This is a genomic window from Sphingopyxis granuli NBRC 100800, from assembly GCF_001591045.1.
Classification (GTDB): domain Bacteria; phylum Pseudomonadota; class Alphaproteobacteria; order Sphingomonadales; family Sphingomonadaceae; genus Sphingopyxis; species Sphingopyxis granuli.
The window spans coordinates 1-14,077 of record NZ_BCUA01000092.1; the positions used below are offsets into that span (position 1 = coordinate 1).

Annotated in this window: 19 protein-coding genes; 13 read left to right on the forward strand and 6 right to left on the reverse strand. The window is 69.6% G+C overall.

Annotation, left to right across the window (positions count from 1 at the left end; all coding sequences use genetic code 11):
• The first annotated feature begins 364 nt into the window (after positions 1 to 364).
• The 13 genes from SGR02S_RS16455 to pal all read left to right on the forward strand — a co-directional run bounded on the left by SGR02S_RS16455 (position 365) and on the right by pal (position 9,223).
• Positions 365 to 607, forward strand: a complete 243-nt coding sequence (locus SGR02S_RS16455) for a DUF2312 domain-containing protein (protein ID WP_067112377.1) — start codon at positions 365 to 367, stop codon at positions 605 to 607.
• A gap of 164 nt (positions 608 to 771) precedes the next feature.
• Positions 772 to 1,089, forward strand: coding sequence for a YbjQ family protein (locus tag SGR02S_RS16460; protein WP_067112380.1), 318 nt, complete (start codon positions 772 to 774; stop codon positions 1,087 to 1,089).
• Between the two features lie 72 nt (positions 1,090 to 1,161).
• Positions 1,162 to 1,908 (forward strand): YebC/PmpR family DNA-binding transcriptional regulator, encoded by a 747-nt coding sequence (locus SGR02S_RS16465; RefSeq protein ID WP_067112384.1) that lies wholly within the window; start codon positions 1,162 to 1,164, stop codon positions 1,906 to 1,908.
• A 166-nt stretch (positions 1,909 to 2,074) separates the two neighbouring features.
• Entirely contained in the window at positions 2,075 to 2,548 is a 474-nt protein-coding gene (gene ruvC / locus SGR02S_RS16470) for a crossover junction endodeoxyribonuclease RuvC (RefSeq protein ID WP_067112426.1), read from the forward strand.
• A gap of 60 nt (positions 2,549 to 2,608) precedes the next feature.
• On the forward strand, positions 2,609 to 3,211 hold the full coding sequence (gene ruvA, locus SGR02S_RS16475; RefSeq protein ID WP_067112387.1) for a Holliday junction branch migration protein RuvA: 603 nt from the start codon (positions 2,609 to 2,611) through the stop codon (positions 3,209 to 3,211).
• Positions 3,208 to 3,609, forward strand: coding sequence for a GFA family protein (locus tag SGR02S_RS16480; RefSeq protein WP_067112390.1), 402 nt, complete (start codon positions 3,208 to 3,210; stop codon positions 3,607 to 3,609). Before ruvA ends, SGR02S_RS16480 begins: the two co-directional genes overlap by 4 nt.
• Positions 3,602 to 4,630, forward strand: coding sequence for a Holliday junction branch migration DNA helicase RuvB (gene ruvB / locus SGR02S_RS16485; protein ID WP_067112393.1), 1,029 nt, complete (start codon positions 3,602 to 3,604; stop codon positions 4,628 to 4,630). The genes SGR02S_RS16480 and ruvB overlap by 8 nt, the downstream gene beginning before the upstream one ends.
• 98 nt (positions 4,631 to 4,728) lie before the next feature.
• Positions 4,729 to 5,193 (forward strand): YbgC/FadM family acyl-CoA thioesterase, encoded by a 465-nt coding sequence (locus SGR02S_RS16490; protein WP_067112396.1) that lies wholly within the window; start codon positions 4,729 to 4,731, stop codon positions 5,191 to 5,193.
• Positions 5,187 to 5,885 carry a protein TolQ gene (tolQ, locus tag SGR02S_RS16495; RefSeq protein ID WP_067112399.1) on the forward strand — a complete coding sequence of 233 codons (699 nt, stop codon included), beginning with the start codon at positions 5,187 to 5,189 and terminating at the stop codon, positions 5,883 to 5,885. The genes SGR02S_RS16490 and tolQ overlap by 7 nt, the downstream gene beginning before the upstream one ends.
• Entirely contained in the window at positions 5,885 to 6,391 is a 507-nt protein-coding gene (gene tolR, locus SGR02S_RS16500) for a protein TolR (protein ID WP_067112402.1), read from the forward strand. The genes tolQ and tolR overlap by 1 nt, the downstream gene beginning before the upstream one ends.
• Positions 6,392 to 6,400: 9 nt before the next feature.
• Positions 6,401 to 7,225 carry a cell envelope integrity protein TolA gene (tolA, locus tag SGR02S_RS16505; protein WP_067112405.1) on the forward strand — a complete coding sequence of 275 codons (825 nt, stop codon included), beginning with the start codon at positions 6,401 to 6,403 and terminating at the stop codon, positions 7,223 to 7,225.
• A gap of 6 nt (positions 7,226 to 7,231) precedes the next feature.
• Entirely contained in the window at positions 7,232 to 8,605 is a 1,374-nt protein-coding gene (gene tolB, locus SGR02S_RS16510; protein ID WP_067112408.1) for a Tol-Pal system beta propeller repeat protein TolB, read from the forward strand.
• 105 nt (positions 8,606 to 8,710) lie between these two features.
• The gene (gene pal / locus SGR02S_RS16515; RefSeq protein WP_255211508.1) at positions 8,711 to 9,223 is read left to right on the forward strand and encodes a peptidoglycan-associated lipoprotein Pal; all 513 of its coding nucleotides are present in this window, start codon (positions 8,711 to 8,713) and stop codon (positions 9,221 to 9,223) included.
• Here the strand turns inward: pal and SGR02S_RS16520 are convergent.
• The 6 genes from SGR02S_RS16520 to gspJ form a co-directional block, all read right to left on the reverse strand.
• Positions 9,210 to 9,953, reverse strand: coding sequence for a prepilin peptidase (locus SGR02S_RS16520; protein WP_067112411.1), 744 nt, complete (start codon positions 9,951 to 9,953; stop codon positions 9,210 to 9,212). The genes pal and SGR02S_RS16520 overlap by 14 nt on opposite strands.
• Before the next feature lie 6 nt (positions 9,954 to 9,959).
• Positions 9,960 to 10,679, reverse strand: coding sequence for a type II secretion system protein N (gspN, locus tag SGR02S_RS16525; RefSeq protein WP_067112414.1), 720 nt, complete (start codon positions 10,677 to 10,679; stop codon positions 9,960 to 9,962).
• On the reverse strand, positions 10,676 to 11,146 hold the full coding sequence (gene gspM / locus SGR02S_RS16530) for a type II secretion system protein GspM (RefSeq protein ID WP_255211509.1): 471 nt from the start codon (positions 11,144 to 11,146) through the stop codon (positions 10,676 to 10,678). Before gspM ends, gspN begins: the two co-directional genes overlap by 4 nt.
• Before the next feature lie 8 nt (positions 11,147 to 11,154).
• Entirely contained in the window at positions 11,155 to 12,312 is a 1,158-nt protein-coding gene (gspL, locus tag SGR02S_RS16535; protein WP_067112420.1) for a type II secretion system protein GspL, read from the reverse strand.
• Position 12,313: 1 nt separating this feature from the next.
• Positions 12,314 to 13,318 (reverse strand): type II secretion system minor pseudopilin GspK, encoded by a 1,005-nt coding sequence (gene gspK, locus SGR02S_RS16540; protein WP_067112421.1) that lies wholly within the window; start codon positions 13,316 to 13,318, stop codon positions 12,314 to 12,316.
• Positions 13,315 to 14,077 (reverse strand): type II secretion system minor pseudopilin GspJ (gene gspJ, locus SGR02S_RS16545; RefSeq protein ID WP_255211510.1); only part of this gene is annotated, 763 nt, incomplete at its 5' end. The genes gspJ and gspK, both read right to left, overlap by 4 nt.

Sequence of the window (14,077 nt, forward strand, 5' to 3'; positions counted from 1 at the left end):
GGCTTTCGCCGGGGAACGCTCACCTGTCGGAAGGGGATGATTGCGAACTTGTTTCAGAGCCTGCCCCGGACCCGATCCGGGGGTCCATGGTCTGCGCTCGAATGAAAGGCGGCACAGAAGGGAAGGTCCGGTCATGGATGCTGAAACGAGTTCAGCATGACGAACGGATGAGGCAGCGTGCCTAAATCCGAATCCCCGCAGACCATAGAGCGGCGGATCCGATTACATCGGATCGGCCGCTCCAGATTCCTGTTCTTCCGCATTTTCTGAATCGTCAGGTAATTCCACCTGGCTGGAAAATGCTCTAGGGGAGCCGCCGAGGCGATTCTCGCCGCCCCATCCAACCCATCCAGCGGAGCATGAAATGAGCGAAGCCACCACTGCCGACCAACAACTGCGCCTTTTCATCGAGCGCGTCGAGCGGCTGGAGGAAGAGAAGAAAGGCATCGCCGACGATATCCGCGACGTCTATCTCGAAGCGAAATCGCAGGGTTACGACCCCAAGATCATGCGCCAAATCGTCCGCCTGCGCAAAATGCCGGTGCACGACCGCAAGGAGATGGAAGCCATCCTCGACGTCTATAAATCGGCGCTCGGGATCGACTGAGGACGGCCCATACCACTCTCTCCCGTTCGCCCTGAGCTTGTCGAAGCCTGTCCTGAGCGCCTGCAAGGCAGTCGAAGGGGGCCGTTCTTTTCTTTAAACATGGAAAACAAGGACGGGGCTTCGACAAGCTCAGCCCGAACGGATTTGATGAAGGGTTCATGGTTATGTTCAGCACCACCACCAACACCGTCGAGGGCCGTCCGGTCCGCGAATATCTGGGCATCGTCACCGGCGAGGTGATCGTCGGCGCCAACATCTTCCGCGACCTGTTCGCCAGCATCACCGACATCGTCGGCGGCCGCTCGGGCAAATATGAGGACGTCCTCGCCCGCGCGCGCAAGGAAGCGCTGGGCGAGATGGAGGCCGAAGCGGCGAAGCTCGGCGGCAATGCGGTGGTCGGCGTCGACATCGACTATGAAGTGCTCGGCCAGAACGGGTCGATGCTGATGGTGTCGGCGAGCGGGACCGCGGTCGTCCTCTGACGCGGCGGTTGTCTCGAAAAGCCGTTCACGCTAGGGGCGACGCCACATTTTCCATATCGATGGAGGTAGGCTGTGGCCGGCCATAGCAAATTCAAGAACATCATGTATCGCAAGGGCGCGCAGGACAAGAAGCGCAGCGCCCTCTTCTCCAAGCTCGCGCGCGAAATCACCGTCGCGGCGAAGATGGGCCTGCCCGACCCCGACGCCAACGCCCGCCTGCGCGCCGCGGTCAACGCAGCCAAGGCGCAGTCGATGCCCAAGGACAATATCCAGCGCGCGATCGACAAGGCATCGGGCGGCGACGGCGAGAATTACGAGGAAATCCGCTACGAAGGCTATGGCCCCGGCGGCGTCTCGCTGATCGTCGAGGCGCTGACCGACAACCGCAACCGCACCGCGACCAACGTCCGCACCGCCTTCAGCAAGAACGGCGGCAACCTCGGCACCAGCGGCAGCGTCAGCCACGGTTTCGACCGGCTCGGCCAGATCACCTATCCGGCAAGCGCGGGCGACGCCGACACGGTGTTCGAAGCCGCACTCGACGCCGGCGCCGACGATGTCGAGTCGTCCGAGGACGGCCACGAAATCTGGACCAGCGTCGACGCCCTGCACGAAGTCGCCAAGGCGATCGAGGCGAAGCTGGGCGAGGCCGAGAGCGTGAAGCTCGCGTGGCGCCCGACGATCAGGAGCGAGATCGCCGACGAGGCGACCGCGCAGACGCTGTTCAGGCTGATCGATACGCTCGACGACGACGACGACGTGCAGACCGTCTGGGGCAATTACGAGATTCCCGACGCGGTGCTGGAGAAACTGGGGTGATCGTTCCCTCTCCCCTTGGGGGAGAGGGATGCGGAGACTTGCGGGCTTTGCCCGCTAGTCGCAGCTGGGTGAGGGCATGCCTCCGCCGCACTCCCTCACCAAGTCCGGCTAGCCAGACAAGCTGGCAAGCCTCCCTATCCTCTCCCCCAAGGGGAGAGGAATGTCGGTGATCATCCTCGGCCTCGATCCGTCGCTCAGTTGCACCGGCTGGGGCGTCATCCGCGTCGAAGGCAGCCGGATCAGCCATGTCGCCAACGGGCAGGTCAAGACCGACGCCAGGGCCGCCCTGCCCGACCGCCTCGCACATCTCGACACCGTGCTCGCGGCGGTGATCGCCGATCACGCCCCTGCCCAGGCCGCGGTCGAGGAGGTGTTCGTCAACGACAACCCGCAGTCGACGCTGAAGCTCGCGCACGCGCGCGGCGTCGCGCTGCTCGCCTGCGCGCGCGGCGGCCTGCCGGTGGCGGAATATGCGCCGCGGCTCGTCAAGAAGGCGATCGTCGGCACCGGCGGCGCGGCGAAGGAACAGGTGCAGGCGATGCTGCGCGTGCTGCTCCCCGGCGCGAAGGTCGCGGGCGCCGACGCGGCCGATGCGCTGGCGGTGGCGATCTGCCATGCCAACCACCGGCCGCGCGTTTGATGGTTTCACGCCCACAGCATAGATGTTCCCTTTTCATTCCCGTCGCGCTAGGCACGGGACATGATCGCGAAACTCACCGGAAAACTGGACAGCAGCGGCGCGGGCCATGCGGTGATCGACGTCGGCGGCGTCGGCTGGCTGGTCGAGGCGTCGGCACGCACATTGGACGCGCTCGGCCCGGTCGGCGGCGACGTGACCGTCCACACCGAAATGCTGGTCGGCGAGGATTTCCTGCGCCTCCTGGGCTTCGCGCGCGCCGAGGAACGCGACTGGTTCCGCCTGCTCACCAGCGTCCAGGGCGTCGGCGCCAAGGTCGCGCTGGCGATCCTCTCGGCGCTGGAGATCGGCGACCTGCAGCGCGCGCTCGCCACCGGCGACAGCGCGATGGTCGCGCGCGCCAACGGCGTCGGGCCGAAGCTCGCGCAGCGCATCACGCATGAACTGAAGGACAAGGCGGGGGCGCTCGGCGGGATCGCCGGGGGTTCGAATCCCACCCTGTCCGCCACATCCGGCCCGCTCGGCGACGCCGTCGCCGCGCTCACTGGCCTCGGCTTCAAGCCGGGCGAGGCGAGCACCGCGGTCGCGGCGGCCAGCGAGGAACTGGGAGCAGGCGCCTCGCTCGATGCGCTGGTGCGGGTGGCGCTGAAGAAGGCGGCGAAATGACCGAAGCCGTCCGCCACGCCGCCTGCCGCTGCGGCCAGCTCCGCATCGCCTGCACCGGTGAGCCGGTGCGCGTGTCGGTATGCCATTGCCGCAACTGCAAGGCGCGCAGCGGCAGCGCCTTTGCCGCGCAGGCCCGCTTCCCCGCCGACCGCGTCCGGACCGAGGGCGAGGCGAAGATGTGGCAGCAGGCGGGCGACAGCGGCAAAGTCGCCGACTTCTTCTTCTGCGGCGAATGCGGCGCGACGCTGTGGTATCGCAACGGCCCACAGCGCGAATATGCGGTGCCCCTCGGCAATTTCGAGCCGGGCCACGGGTTCGAATTGCAATATTCGGTTTACGAAGAGCGGATGGAGCCTTGGGTTTCGATCGTCGGCGAGACAATAGAGCGTTATGACTGAGCCGGCCCTCACCACCCCCTCCCGCACCCCCGAAGACGCCGACGCCGCGCTGCGGCCCAAATCGCTCGCCGAGTTCGTCGGGCAGGCGGCGGCGCGGGAGAATCTGCGCATCTTCATCGAGGCGGCGAAGGCGCGGTCGGACGCGCTCGACCATGTGCTCTTCTTCGGGCCGCCGGGGCTGGGCAAGACGACGCTGGCGCAGATCGTCGCGCGCGAACTGGGGGTCGGCTTCCGCTCCACCTCCGGCCCGGTGATCGCGAAGGCGGGCGACCTCGCGGCACTGCTCACCAATCTGGAGGACGGCGACGTCCTGTTCATCGACGAGATCCACCGGCTCGCGCCCGCGGTCGAGGAAATCCTCTATCCGGCGATGGAGGACCGCGCGCTCGACATCATGATCGGCGAAGGGCCGTCGGCACGCAGCGTGCGGATCGACCTGCCGAAATTCACGCTGGTCGGCGCGACGACGCGGCAGGGCCTGCTGACGACGCCGCTGCGCGACCGCTTCGGCATCCCGGTACGGCTCAATTTCTACACGCATGCCGAACTCGAACAGGTGATCGGCCGCGCCGCGCGGCTGCTGGGTCTCGGCATCGCGTCCGACGGCGCGCTCGAGATCGCGAAGCGATCGCGCGGGACGCCGCGCATCGCCGGGCGGCTGCTGCGCCGGGTGCGCGATTTCGCCACCGTCGCCGGTGCGCCGACGGTCGACGCGAAGGTGGCGGACGCCGCGCTCAACCGGCTGGAGGTCGATGCGCTGGGGCTCGACGCGATGGACCGCCGCTATCTGACGATGATCGCCGACATCTATCGCGGCGGGCCGGTGGGGGCAGACACGCTCGCGGCGGGCCTGTCCGAGCCGCGCGACACGATCGAGGACGTCATCGAGCCCTATCTGCTCCAGATCGGGTTGATCGCCCGCACCGCGCGCGGACGCATGCTCAACGCCAGCGCGTGGAAGCATCTGGGGCTCAACCCGCCCGCCGGGACGCAGGACGGGCTGTTCGACCAGGGAAAATAGGGGCCGAACCGCCGCTTTCCCCATCAAATGCCGCGGACCTGCGACGAATTGCGAAACGGGGGTTTGCGACGAGTCGAGCACCCGCTATCGGTCTGTCGATGGTCGATGTTCCGCCACCCTTCATCCCCGGCGCTTTCGTGGGGGCCGCGCATCATTATCGCGTGCGCGTCTATTTCGAGGACACCGACCTCAGCGGCATCGTCTATCACGCCAATTACCTGCGCTATATGGAGCGCGCGCGATCGGACATGCTGCGCATCGCCGGCATCGACCAGCGCGCGGCGATGGAGGGCGGCGAAGGCACATGGGCGGTCACCGACCTTGCCATCCGATATCGCCGCCCCGCGAAGCTCGACGACGACCTGCTCGTCGTCAGCACGGTCGAGGCGGTGCGCGGCGCCAGCGTCGTCATCGCGCAGCGCATCCTTCGCGGTCCGGACGAGTTAACGAACGGACACGTCACCGCCGCCTTCCTGTCGCCCGAGGGCCGGCCGCGCCGCCAGCCCGCGGGCTGGGCCGATCGCTTCACCGCCATCATGAATGGAGAGACCATCCCTTGCTAGACAATATCAAGCTGGCCGCCGACGCGGCGACATTGTCCCCCGTGGCGCTGTTCCTGCAGGCCGACATCGTGGTCAAGGCGGTAATGATCGGCCTGCTCGCCGCATCCGTCTATGTCTGGGCGGTGATCATCGGCCATGGCCGCAGCGTCGGGAAGATGATGCGCGCGTCCGAACGCTTCGAGCGCGATTTCTGGCGCGCGGGCAACATCGACAAATTCTATGACGAAAACGGCCGCGAGGAACTGCCGAGCGCCAAGGTGCTGTCGGCTGGGATCAGCGAGTGGCGTCGCTCGACCGCGGGCAAGACCGTCGACCGCGAAGGCACGCGCGAACGGCTGGGCGTCGCGATGAACGCGTCGGTCGAGGGCGAGGTCGACCGGCTGGCCGAGAAGATCGGCCCGCTCGCCACCATCGGGGCGGTCGCGCCGTTCGTCGGGCTGTTCGGCACCGTGTGGGGCATCATGCGCAGCTTCACGGCGATCGCGGCCGAGAACAACAGCAGCCTCGCCGTCGTCGCGCCCGGCATCGCCGAGGCGCTGTTCGCGACCGCGATCGGCCTGTTCGCGGCGATTCCGGCGGTGATCGCCTACAACGCCTTCTCGCAGCGGCTGAACCGGCTCGAATCGCGACTCGGCCGCTTCGCCGACGGGCTGCACGCGACCTTCAGTCGCGAACTGGAGGTCGAGGGCTGATGGCGATGAGCGGCCCTTCGGGCGGCGCCGGCGGCCGGCGGCGCGGACGCGGCGGACGCCGCGCGCCGATGTCGGAGATCAACGTCACCCCGCTCGTCGACGTGATGCTGGTGCTGCTGATCATCTTCATGATCACCGCGCCGCTGCTCGCCTCCGCGGTGCCGATCGACCTGCCCGAAAGCCGGGCGAAGCCGGTCGAGACCGAGGAGCAGGAGCCGGTGCAGCTGTCGATCGGCGCCGACGACACCATCTATATCGGCGACCAGGCGGTGGCCGAGGCCGACCTGCCCGCGCGGCTGGAGGTGATCGCACGCGAGGATCGCGGCAAGGAACGCCCCCGCCAGATCATGCTGCGCGCCGACAAGGGGCTCGATTATGGCCGGGTGATGCGCGTGATGGGCGAGCTCAACCGCGCCGGCCTGTCGCGCATCGCGCTGGTCACGACCGGATCGTCGGACGCCGCACCCGCCGCGACGGTCACCGACGGTTCAGACAGCGGGCAATAGGCACGGGGCATGGCTGCGGCACAGGCACCAAGGGGCATGGAAAGGCACGGCATCGCCATCGCGGTGGCGCTGCATCTGCTCGTCATCGGCCTGCTGTCGATCCAGTGGACCGCGGGCGAACGGCGCTTCGACAATCCGCCCATGGAGGTCGATCTGATCGCGGAGACGGCGCCGCAATCGACCGCGCCGGTGATCGCCGAAACCCCGCCCGCCGCGCGGCTGGGCGAAGAGGATGCGACCGACATCGCCGCCCCGCCCGAGCCGGTGCCCGCGCCGCCGGAACCCGAACCGATCGTTCGCCCGACGCCCGCACCGACGCCCAAGCAGGTGGCGAAGCCCGTTCCAGCGCCACCGAAAAAGGCGCCCCCCGCCGCCGAGAAGCCGAAACCCAAGCCCGCGCCCAAGGCACCGCCGAAGAAGCAGACCAGCGGCCCGACCGGGCGTCTCGACGGCATCGTCGACGGGCTTGCCAAGTCGCAGCCCAAGGCGCCGGCGAGCAAGGGCGCGCCCGCCGCGGCGACCGCGGCCGAGGTACGCCGGTCGATCGACGTCAGTATCAAGTCGGCGGTCGCGCCGCGCTGGAACGGCTGCCGCGTGTCGGGGGTCGACGTCGACCAGCTCAAGACGGTGGTCAAGTTCCGGCTGACCGAATCGGGCGCGCTCGCGGGCTTCACCAGCGTCACCACGACCGGCGAGAACGACAGCAACAAGTTCCAGGTCCAGCGGCACCAGGAATGCGCGAAACGCGCCGTCGAACTTGCCGCCCCCTTCGACCTGCCGACCGAAAATTACAGCTTCTGGCAGAATTACACGCTCGATTTCATCAAAAGGTAGAGAGAGATGTCCTTTCGCACCACGCTTTCGTTCGCCCTGCTGCTCACCGCCGCGCCGATCGCCGCGCAGGCGCAGGATGCGAGCGCCCCGACCGCGCCCGCCGTTACCCAGACCGAGCCGCGCGAGACGATCGAGGGCCAGCTTTCGCAGGAGCGCACGGTGATCGCGGTGCCCGCCTTCGCGACGCCCGCGGTGACGACGGTCGCCGGGCTGCGCACCGACAATCTGGGCCGCGACATCGCGAAGGTGATCGCCGACGACCTCGAGCGTAGCGGCCTTTATGCGCCGCTCGGCCCCGGCAGCGTCCGCGCGATCGGCATGGCAGAGGTCACCGCACCGCGCTTCGCCGACTGGAAGGCGCGCAATGCCGAGAATGTCGTGCACGGCTTCGTGCGCGCGACCGGCACCGGCGGCTTCGTCGTCGGCTGTTATCTCTACGACACCGAACTCGGCAGCGAGCTGGTGCGGCAGGGGTTCGAGATCCAGCCCGCCGACTGGCGCCGCGCCGCGCATAAATGCGCCGACGCCATCTATTCGCGCCTGTCGGGCGAATCGCCCTTCTTCGACAGCCGCGTCGCCTACATCGCCGAGAGCGGTCCGAAGGGGAACCGCATCAAGCGGCTCGCGATCATGGATTCGGACGGCGGCAACCACCGCTTCATCACCAACGGCCAGGCGCTCGCGATCAGCCCGCGCTTCTCGCCCGATTACAAGAAGATCGTCTATGTCAGCTATCTGAACAACCGCGTCCGCGTCTTCATCTACGATGTCGCGGCGGGGACGCAGAAGCTGGTGACCGAAAGCGGTAACGCGACCTTCGCCCCGCGCTGGTCGCCCGACGGCAGGCAGATCCTCTATTCGATGGCGGTCGGCGGCAATACCGACATCTATCGCGTCTCGGCCGAGGGCGGCACGCCGGTGCGGCTGACCACGACGCCGGGCATCGACGTCGGCGGCAGCTTTTCGCCCGACGGCAAGAAGATCGTGTTCGAAAGCGACCGGTCGGGCAGCCAGCAGCTCTACACGATGAACATCGACGGATCGAACCAGCAGCGGATCAGCTTCGGCGGCGGGCGCTACGCCACCCCCGAATGGTCGCCGCGCGGCGACCTGATCGCCTTCACCCGCATGGGCGGCGGCGAATTCCGCATCGGCGTGATGACCCCGACCGGCGGCGGCGTCCGCATGTTGACCAACAGCTGGCAGGACGAGGCGCCGACCTGGTCGCCGAACGGGCGCGTCATCCAGTTCTTCCGCACCACGGCGGGCCGCGAAGGCAAGTCGACGCTGTGGCAGGTCGACCTGACCGGCGTGAACCTGCGCCGCCTGCCGACGCCGCAGGACGGATCGGACCCGAGCTGGGGGCCGATCCTGCCCTGATCCAATCGGAACCAAAGCGGGGGGCTGGGGTTGCATTATCGCGTGCAACATGGGTTAATCCCTCGCGAAACGACGACGGACCACAACAACAAGAGGACAGAAGACATGACGATACGCAAAAGCACCGCGATAATCGCGGCGATCACCATGCTTGCTGTCGGCGCCTGCTCGCCGAAGCCGCCGAAGGAACTCCCCCCCGCGCCCGAAGGCACCGGAACCGACACCGGCACCAATACCGGCACCGGCGTCGTCCCCGGATCGCAGGAAGATTTCGTCGCCAGCGTCACCTCCGACCGCATCTTCTTCGGCTTCGACCAGTATAATGTCGATGCCGAGGATCAGGCGACGCTGCAGAGCCAGGCGCAGTGGCTCCAGCGCAACCCGGCGGTGCGCGTGACGCTGGAAGGCCATGCCGACGAGCGCGGCACCCGCGACTACAACATCGCGCTGGGCGAGCGCCGCGCCAATGCCGCGAAGAATTATCTCGCCTCGCTAGGCATCGATCCGTCGCGCATCCAGGTCATCAGCTATGGCAAGGAGCGCCCGGCGGCGCTCGGGTCGAACGAGGAAGCCTGGGCGCAGAACCGCCGCGCGGTGACGGTGGTCATCGGCCGCTGAGCCAGAGCCACAGCGGCACCGCGGCAAAAGCCGCGATGCACGCGAACAGACCGAAGGGGACCCGCCGCGACGCCAGCGGCCGGTCCCCTTTTCCTTGCGTCGCCAGCGCCCAGACCAGCCCGGACAGGCTGGCGAGAAGCAGCATCAGCGGCAGCGCCTGCCAGCCGATCCAGCAGCCGATCGCCGCGACCAGCTTGGGATCGCCGCCGCCCATCCCTTCGCCGCCGCGCAGGCGGCGATAGCTCCAGCCAAGCAACGCCAGCGCGAGCCCGCCGGCCAGCGCGCCGATCCAGCGGTCGAGCAGGCTCGTCCCCAGCATCGGCCCGGCGAACAGCAGGCCGACCGCGGCGAGCAAGGCGTTCAGCCGGTCGGGAAGCCAGAGATGCCGCGCATCGAGCAGCGCGAGCGGCAGTAGCAGCCAGCCGAACGCCGCCCAGAGCCATCCTGCCGGCCCGGGCACTATCGCCAACGCAACAACACCGATCATCGCGGCGCCGAGTTCGACGCGCGCGTGAAAGGGATCGATCGCCGCGCCGCAATGCCGACATCGCCCGCGCCGCGCCAACGCCGACAGCAAAGGCACCAGATCGCGCACGCCGAGCGTCTGCCCGCACGCATCGCAGCAAGATCGCCCGCGCACCGATCGCCCGGCGGGCCAGCGCAGCACCAGCGTCGCGATGAAGCTGCCCCAGATCAGCCCGATCGCTGCGGCAAGGATGACGTCGACCACCGATCCTCAGAACCGGCCGCTGGTGGCGAGCCGGAACCCGTCCGGTCCGGGCTTGAATCCCAGCGCGCCGAGCGCCGCCGCCATCGCCGGGTCGCGATCGACATTGATCGCGAACGCCGCGCGATACGCGCCGCTGCCGTCGAACGAAAGCGTCAGCCGTTCCATCCCCGACTGACTCGACAGCGCCGCCTGCGCGCGGCCGTCCGCGCAGGTGAGCGGGCCCGACAGGCCGCGCGACAGGTCGAGGCCGGCGATGGGAGCCGCGACCGACAGTTGCAGTCGGCCCCCCGCTTCGACGCAGCGGCCGTCGGCTCCGAAGCGGACGGTGGCGCCCTCGAAGCGCAGCGTGTCGACGGGAATCGCGCCCAGTCCGCCCGATACGCTCGTCACGCCGTCGACCTCCGACAGCCCGCGCGGATCGCTGCCGTGGAGCCGCCCTGCCAGCGCGCCGAGCCGTTCGTCGCTGCGCGAAAAGGCGAGTTCGATCCGCCCTGTCGACAGCGCGAGCGGCGACAGGCTGGCGCGCACCGTGCCGAGCGGCAGGACGCCGAGCCGCGCGTCGATCAGCGTCCCCGACCAGATCGACCCGCGCACCTCGCGCGCCGCGACGCCAGCATCATCCGCCCCCGCCAGTCCCAGCGCGAGCCGCAGCGGAAAGGTCGCACCGATCAGCAGCAGCGCGAACAGCCCCGCCGCCGCGATCCAGCGCCCGCGCCCGCCGGTCACCGGTCGCCCTTTCTGAGGTCCGCCGTCATGCCGACGGTGCCGTCGGCGGCGGGCGTGATGCTGAGTTGATCGATCACGAACCCCTGCGCCTCGAGCGCGGCGAGCCAGTCGATCAGCACGGGGGCCTTCGCCGTGGCGATCGCGATCGTCGCCTGCCGCGCCCCACGCGCCTCGTTGCGATCGAGCGTCAGGCCGATCTCGCCCGCCGACTGCGCCAGATACTGGTCGATCGATGCCGCATCGACCGCCGCCGCGACCGAAGAGGCCGGGCGCCGCGAAAGCAGCCGTACCTTGGCCGCGACGCGCCCCTCGCGCTCGACCGCGGCGCGATGCGCGGTTTCCAGATCGACGAACGCGGCATAGGCGGGCCGCGCGAGCGCCCACAGCAGCACCGCAAGCGCCAGCACGGCGGCGACGCCGACCAGCCAGCGCTCGCGCTGCGTCAACCCCGCCCACCAGTTTTGCACGCTTTCTCTCATGGCACCGCCCGGATCGTCACATTGGCCATCTGCTGCCCGTCGGTGCCCGCCATCGGCTGCGCCGTGATGCGATAGCCGCGAGCCTGGAGCGCAAGGAGGACCTGGTTGACGTCGTCGATACGCGGCGCGGCGAGCGTCGTCGTCAGCGTACCGTCGGTGCGGTGGGCCAGCGTGCGCAGCGTCACCCCCGGAACATCGCGCATCGCGTCGTAGAGCGCGGAGGCGGGCACCGAAAAGGCCAGCGGGCCGCCCCCCGCCGCGGCGAGGCGCCGGTCGATCTCCGCCTCCGCGGCCGAGGCGTCGGGCGCGGCGATCCCCGCCTGCTTCGCCGCCGCGACGGCCGCAGCATCGGCGCGCCTTGTGTCGGACGCCAGCCGGACGGCGTGTACGACCGGAATCGCCACGCTGACGAGAAGCAGCGCGAGCAGCCCTCGCCCGGCGAGACGCAGGAGCCCCGGATCGACCGCCCAGCGGCGCTTCGGCTTCCACGCCCCGCTGAGCAGGTCGAGCGCGGGCGCGGCGAGCGACAGCAGCAGCGCCTGTTGCATCCGCCCCGCATCGAGCGGCGCGATCGTTCGCCCGGCGGCGATCAGCGGGTCGATCTCCGGATCGGACGCATAGGCGCGGTCGGGTGTGCGGATGATCCGTTCGCCGCCGACTTCGGCGAGCCAGAGCGCGTCGGGCTCGGGCGGCGGAACCAGCGCCGCGACGGGCAGGATCGCGGCGGGCGCCAGCCCCTGCGCTGCGAGCCATTCAGTCCACACCTGCATCGCGGCCTGGGTGGTGGTCGCCACCGGCACCACCTGCCCCGCCTCGACCGGTTCGCCGGCGACAATGTGCAGCGCCGCTGCATCGCCCAGACTGTCGCGCAGCGCGTCGATCCGGGCGGCCGCGGCGGCCTGCGCCGGCGCCGCGTCGGAATAGGAGAGCCAGCGAAGCGGCGCATCGGCGGCGGGCGCGAGCGCGATCAGCCGGTCGTCTTCGCCCGCCTCTCCCCTATGCTCCCCGCTCCGTTCCCACGCGTCGACCCAGCCTTCGTCCTGCCCCGAATCGACGATCACGCCGTCGTCGACCCGCAGCCAGGCCGGAGGCGGCGCCGATCGGTCGCCAAGCGCCGCGATGCGCGGCAGCCAGAGGAGCAGCGTGCGCGCCATCTCAGTCGCTCTCGCCCCAGTCGCGGCGCACGATCGCCGGCGGGACCGCCCCCGCCACGGGTGCGCCGCCGTGGGCATCGATAAGCGCATTGGCCGTCAGCACCCCATCCCCCATCGTCACCTGCGTCCGCAGCATCAGCCAGCGGCTGCCGACGCCCACCTGCGCGGCGGCATCCTGCGGCGGGTCGATCCGCGCGAGCGACGGCGCATTCCAGAATCGCTCGCTGCTGCCATAGCCGTCGGCGGGGCGTGCCGCCAGCGCCGCCCGCACGTCCGCGACCCCGATCTGGCCGGGGACCAGCATCGCGACCAGCGGCGCCTGTTCGGGCCGCAGCGTGTTGACGTTGATCTTCACCGGCTCGGCGACCGGTAGCGCGCATATCCACGGCCGCAGCCGTGCATAGAGCTTTGGCGTGACCCCGCGCACCGCGCGCAACTCGCTGCTGTCCGCCATCTTGCGGTTGGCGGCGAGGTAGGGCGTCGGCATCGCGCGATAGGCGCCGTCCTCGGCGCCGAGCGGCGCTTCGTTGGCGTCGCTGTCGATCCAGTCGGCGGTCGCGGCGGCGACCGCCTGCGCTTCGCCGCGGTCGATGCCGAGCAGCGCCATCAGCTCCGCGAACTGCGCGACAGCGCCGGGCCGCTGGCTGAGCCGGCCCGGCATCGTCTCAGCCGCAAGGCTGTTGAGGTTGAAACAATTGGCGGCGTCGGTGAGCCGCGCCGTTCCCGCGCCGCCGGGCAGCGGCAGATCGAAATCACGGCCGAGCCAGCCACCCGCAAGCGTCAGCTTCGCCGGGTCACGCGCCACGAGGTCGGCGACGCGGCGCAGCGCGATCTGTTCGGCGGCGAAGGCATAGGCGCGCCCCTGATCGACCGTGGCGGCGCTGCCCGCGATGCGCGTCGCCAGCGTCAGCCGGTCGAGCGCGGTCGCGGCGATCACCGCCATCACCGCGACGAGCAGCAGCACGCTGAGCAGCGCAGCGCCGCGTTCGTCCCGGCGCCGCTTCATGGCGCGATCTCCGCCGAAACCGGCGAATGCGGCATGGTCGGCGCAACCAGAAAGGCCATGGTCAGCGGGGCGCGGCCGGTGCGTGTCAACCGCACCTCGACCGCGCGCGGCAGGCGGTCACCGAGCTCCGACGTCCAGCTTTCCGACCAGGCTCCGTCGTCGCCGCGATAGCGGACCGCGACATCGGTCACGTCGCCAACCAGCCGGTCGCCTTCGGAAAGCGCCGTGCCGTCGAGCATCGGCTGGACGGCCCGGCGCCACTCGCCGCCGACCAGCGCATAGCCGACGCGCTCGACCGAAGGTCGCGGCGCGCCGTCGTGGGCGGCCGCCCCGGCGTGGACGAAGGCGAAGCCGGTCGCCGATCCGAGGAAGGCGGGCACCGCCTCCCCCGCCGGGCCGCGCGTCGAGCGCTGCACCGCCTGCGCAAGGTCGTTCGCCATCACCGCGCGCAGCCGGTTGGTCCCGCTCATCGCCTGGAGCCGCGCCTGCACCGCGTCCTGCGTATCGACGCTGCTGCGGAGCAGGCCGACCCCGATCGCCGCGATCGCGGCAAAAAGCGACAGCGCGACGAGCATTTCGACGAGGGTGAAGCCGCGCTGCCCGTCAGGGTGGCGCGGCCCCGCGACGGTGCGGGGCCAGAGCGTGAACCCGCAAGGTCGAGTGTCGGCGCCCTGGGTCCCCGCCTTCGCGGGGACACACGGGGGGATTAGAGCGGCGTGCCATAAACCCGCAACACTCCCATATCCGTTCGTGTCGAGC

Coding starts and splice junctions, on each gene's coding strand:
- SGR02S_RS16455 (WP_067112377.1), top strand. CDS start 365: ATGAGCGAAGCCACCACTGCCGACCAACAACTGCGCCTTTTCATCGAG.
- SGR02S_RS16460 (WP_067112380.1), top strand. CDS start 772: ATGTTCAGCACCACCACCAACACCGTCGAGGGCCGTCCGGTCCGCGAA.
- ruvA (WP_067112387.1), top strand. CDS start 2,609: ATGATCGCGAAACTCACCGGAAAACTGGACAGCAGCGGCGCGGGCCAT.
- SGR02S_RS16480 (WP_067112390.1), top strand. CDS start 3,208: ATGACCGAAGCCGTCCGCCACGCCGCCTGCCGCTGCGGCCAGCTCCGC.
- ruvB (WP_067112393.1), top strand. CDS start 3,602: ATGACTGAGCCGGCCCTCACCACCCCCTCCCGCACCCCCGAAGACGCC.
- SGR02S_RS16490 (WP_067112396.1), top strand. CDS start 4,729: ATGGTCGATGTTCCGCCACCCTTCATCCCCGGCGCTTTCGTGGGGGCC.
- tolR (WP_067112402.1), top strand. CDS start 5,885: ATGGCGATGAGCGGCCCTTCGGGCGGCGCCGGCGGCCGGCGGCGCGGA.
- tolA (WP_067112405.1), top strand. CDS start 6,401: ATGGCTGCGGCACAGGCACCAAGGGGCATGGAAAGGCACGGCATCGCC.
- tolB (WP_067112408.1), top strand. CDS start 7,232: ATGTCCTTTCGCACCACGCTTTCGTTCGCCCTGCTGCTCACCGCCGCG.
- pal (WP_255211508.1), top strand. CDS start 8,711: ATGACGATACGCAAAAGCACCGCGATAATCGCGGCGATCACCATGCTT.
- gspL (WP_067112420.1), bottom strand. CDS start 12,312: ATGGCGCGCACGCTGCTCCTCTGGCTGCCGCGCATCGCGGCGCTTGGC.
- gspK (WP_067112421.1), bottom strand. CDS start 13,318: ATGAAGCGGCGCCGGGACGAACGCGGCGCTGCGCTGCTCAGCGTGCTG.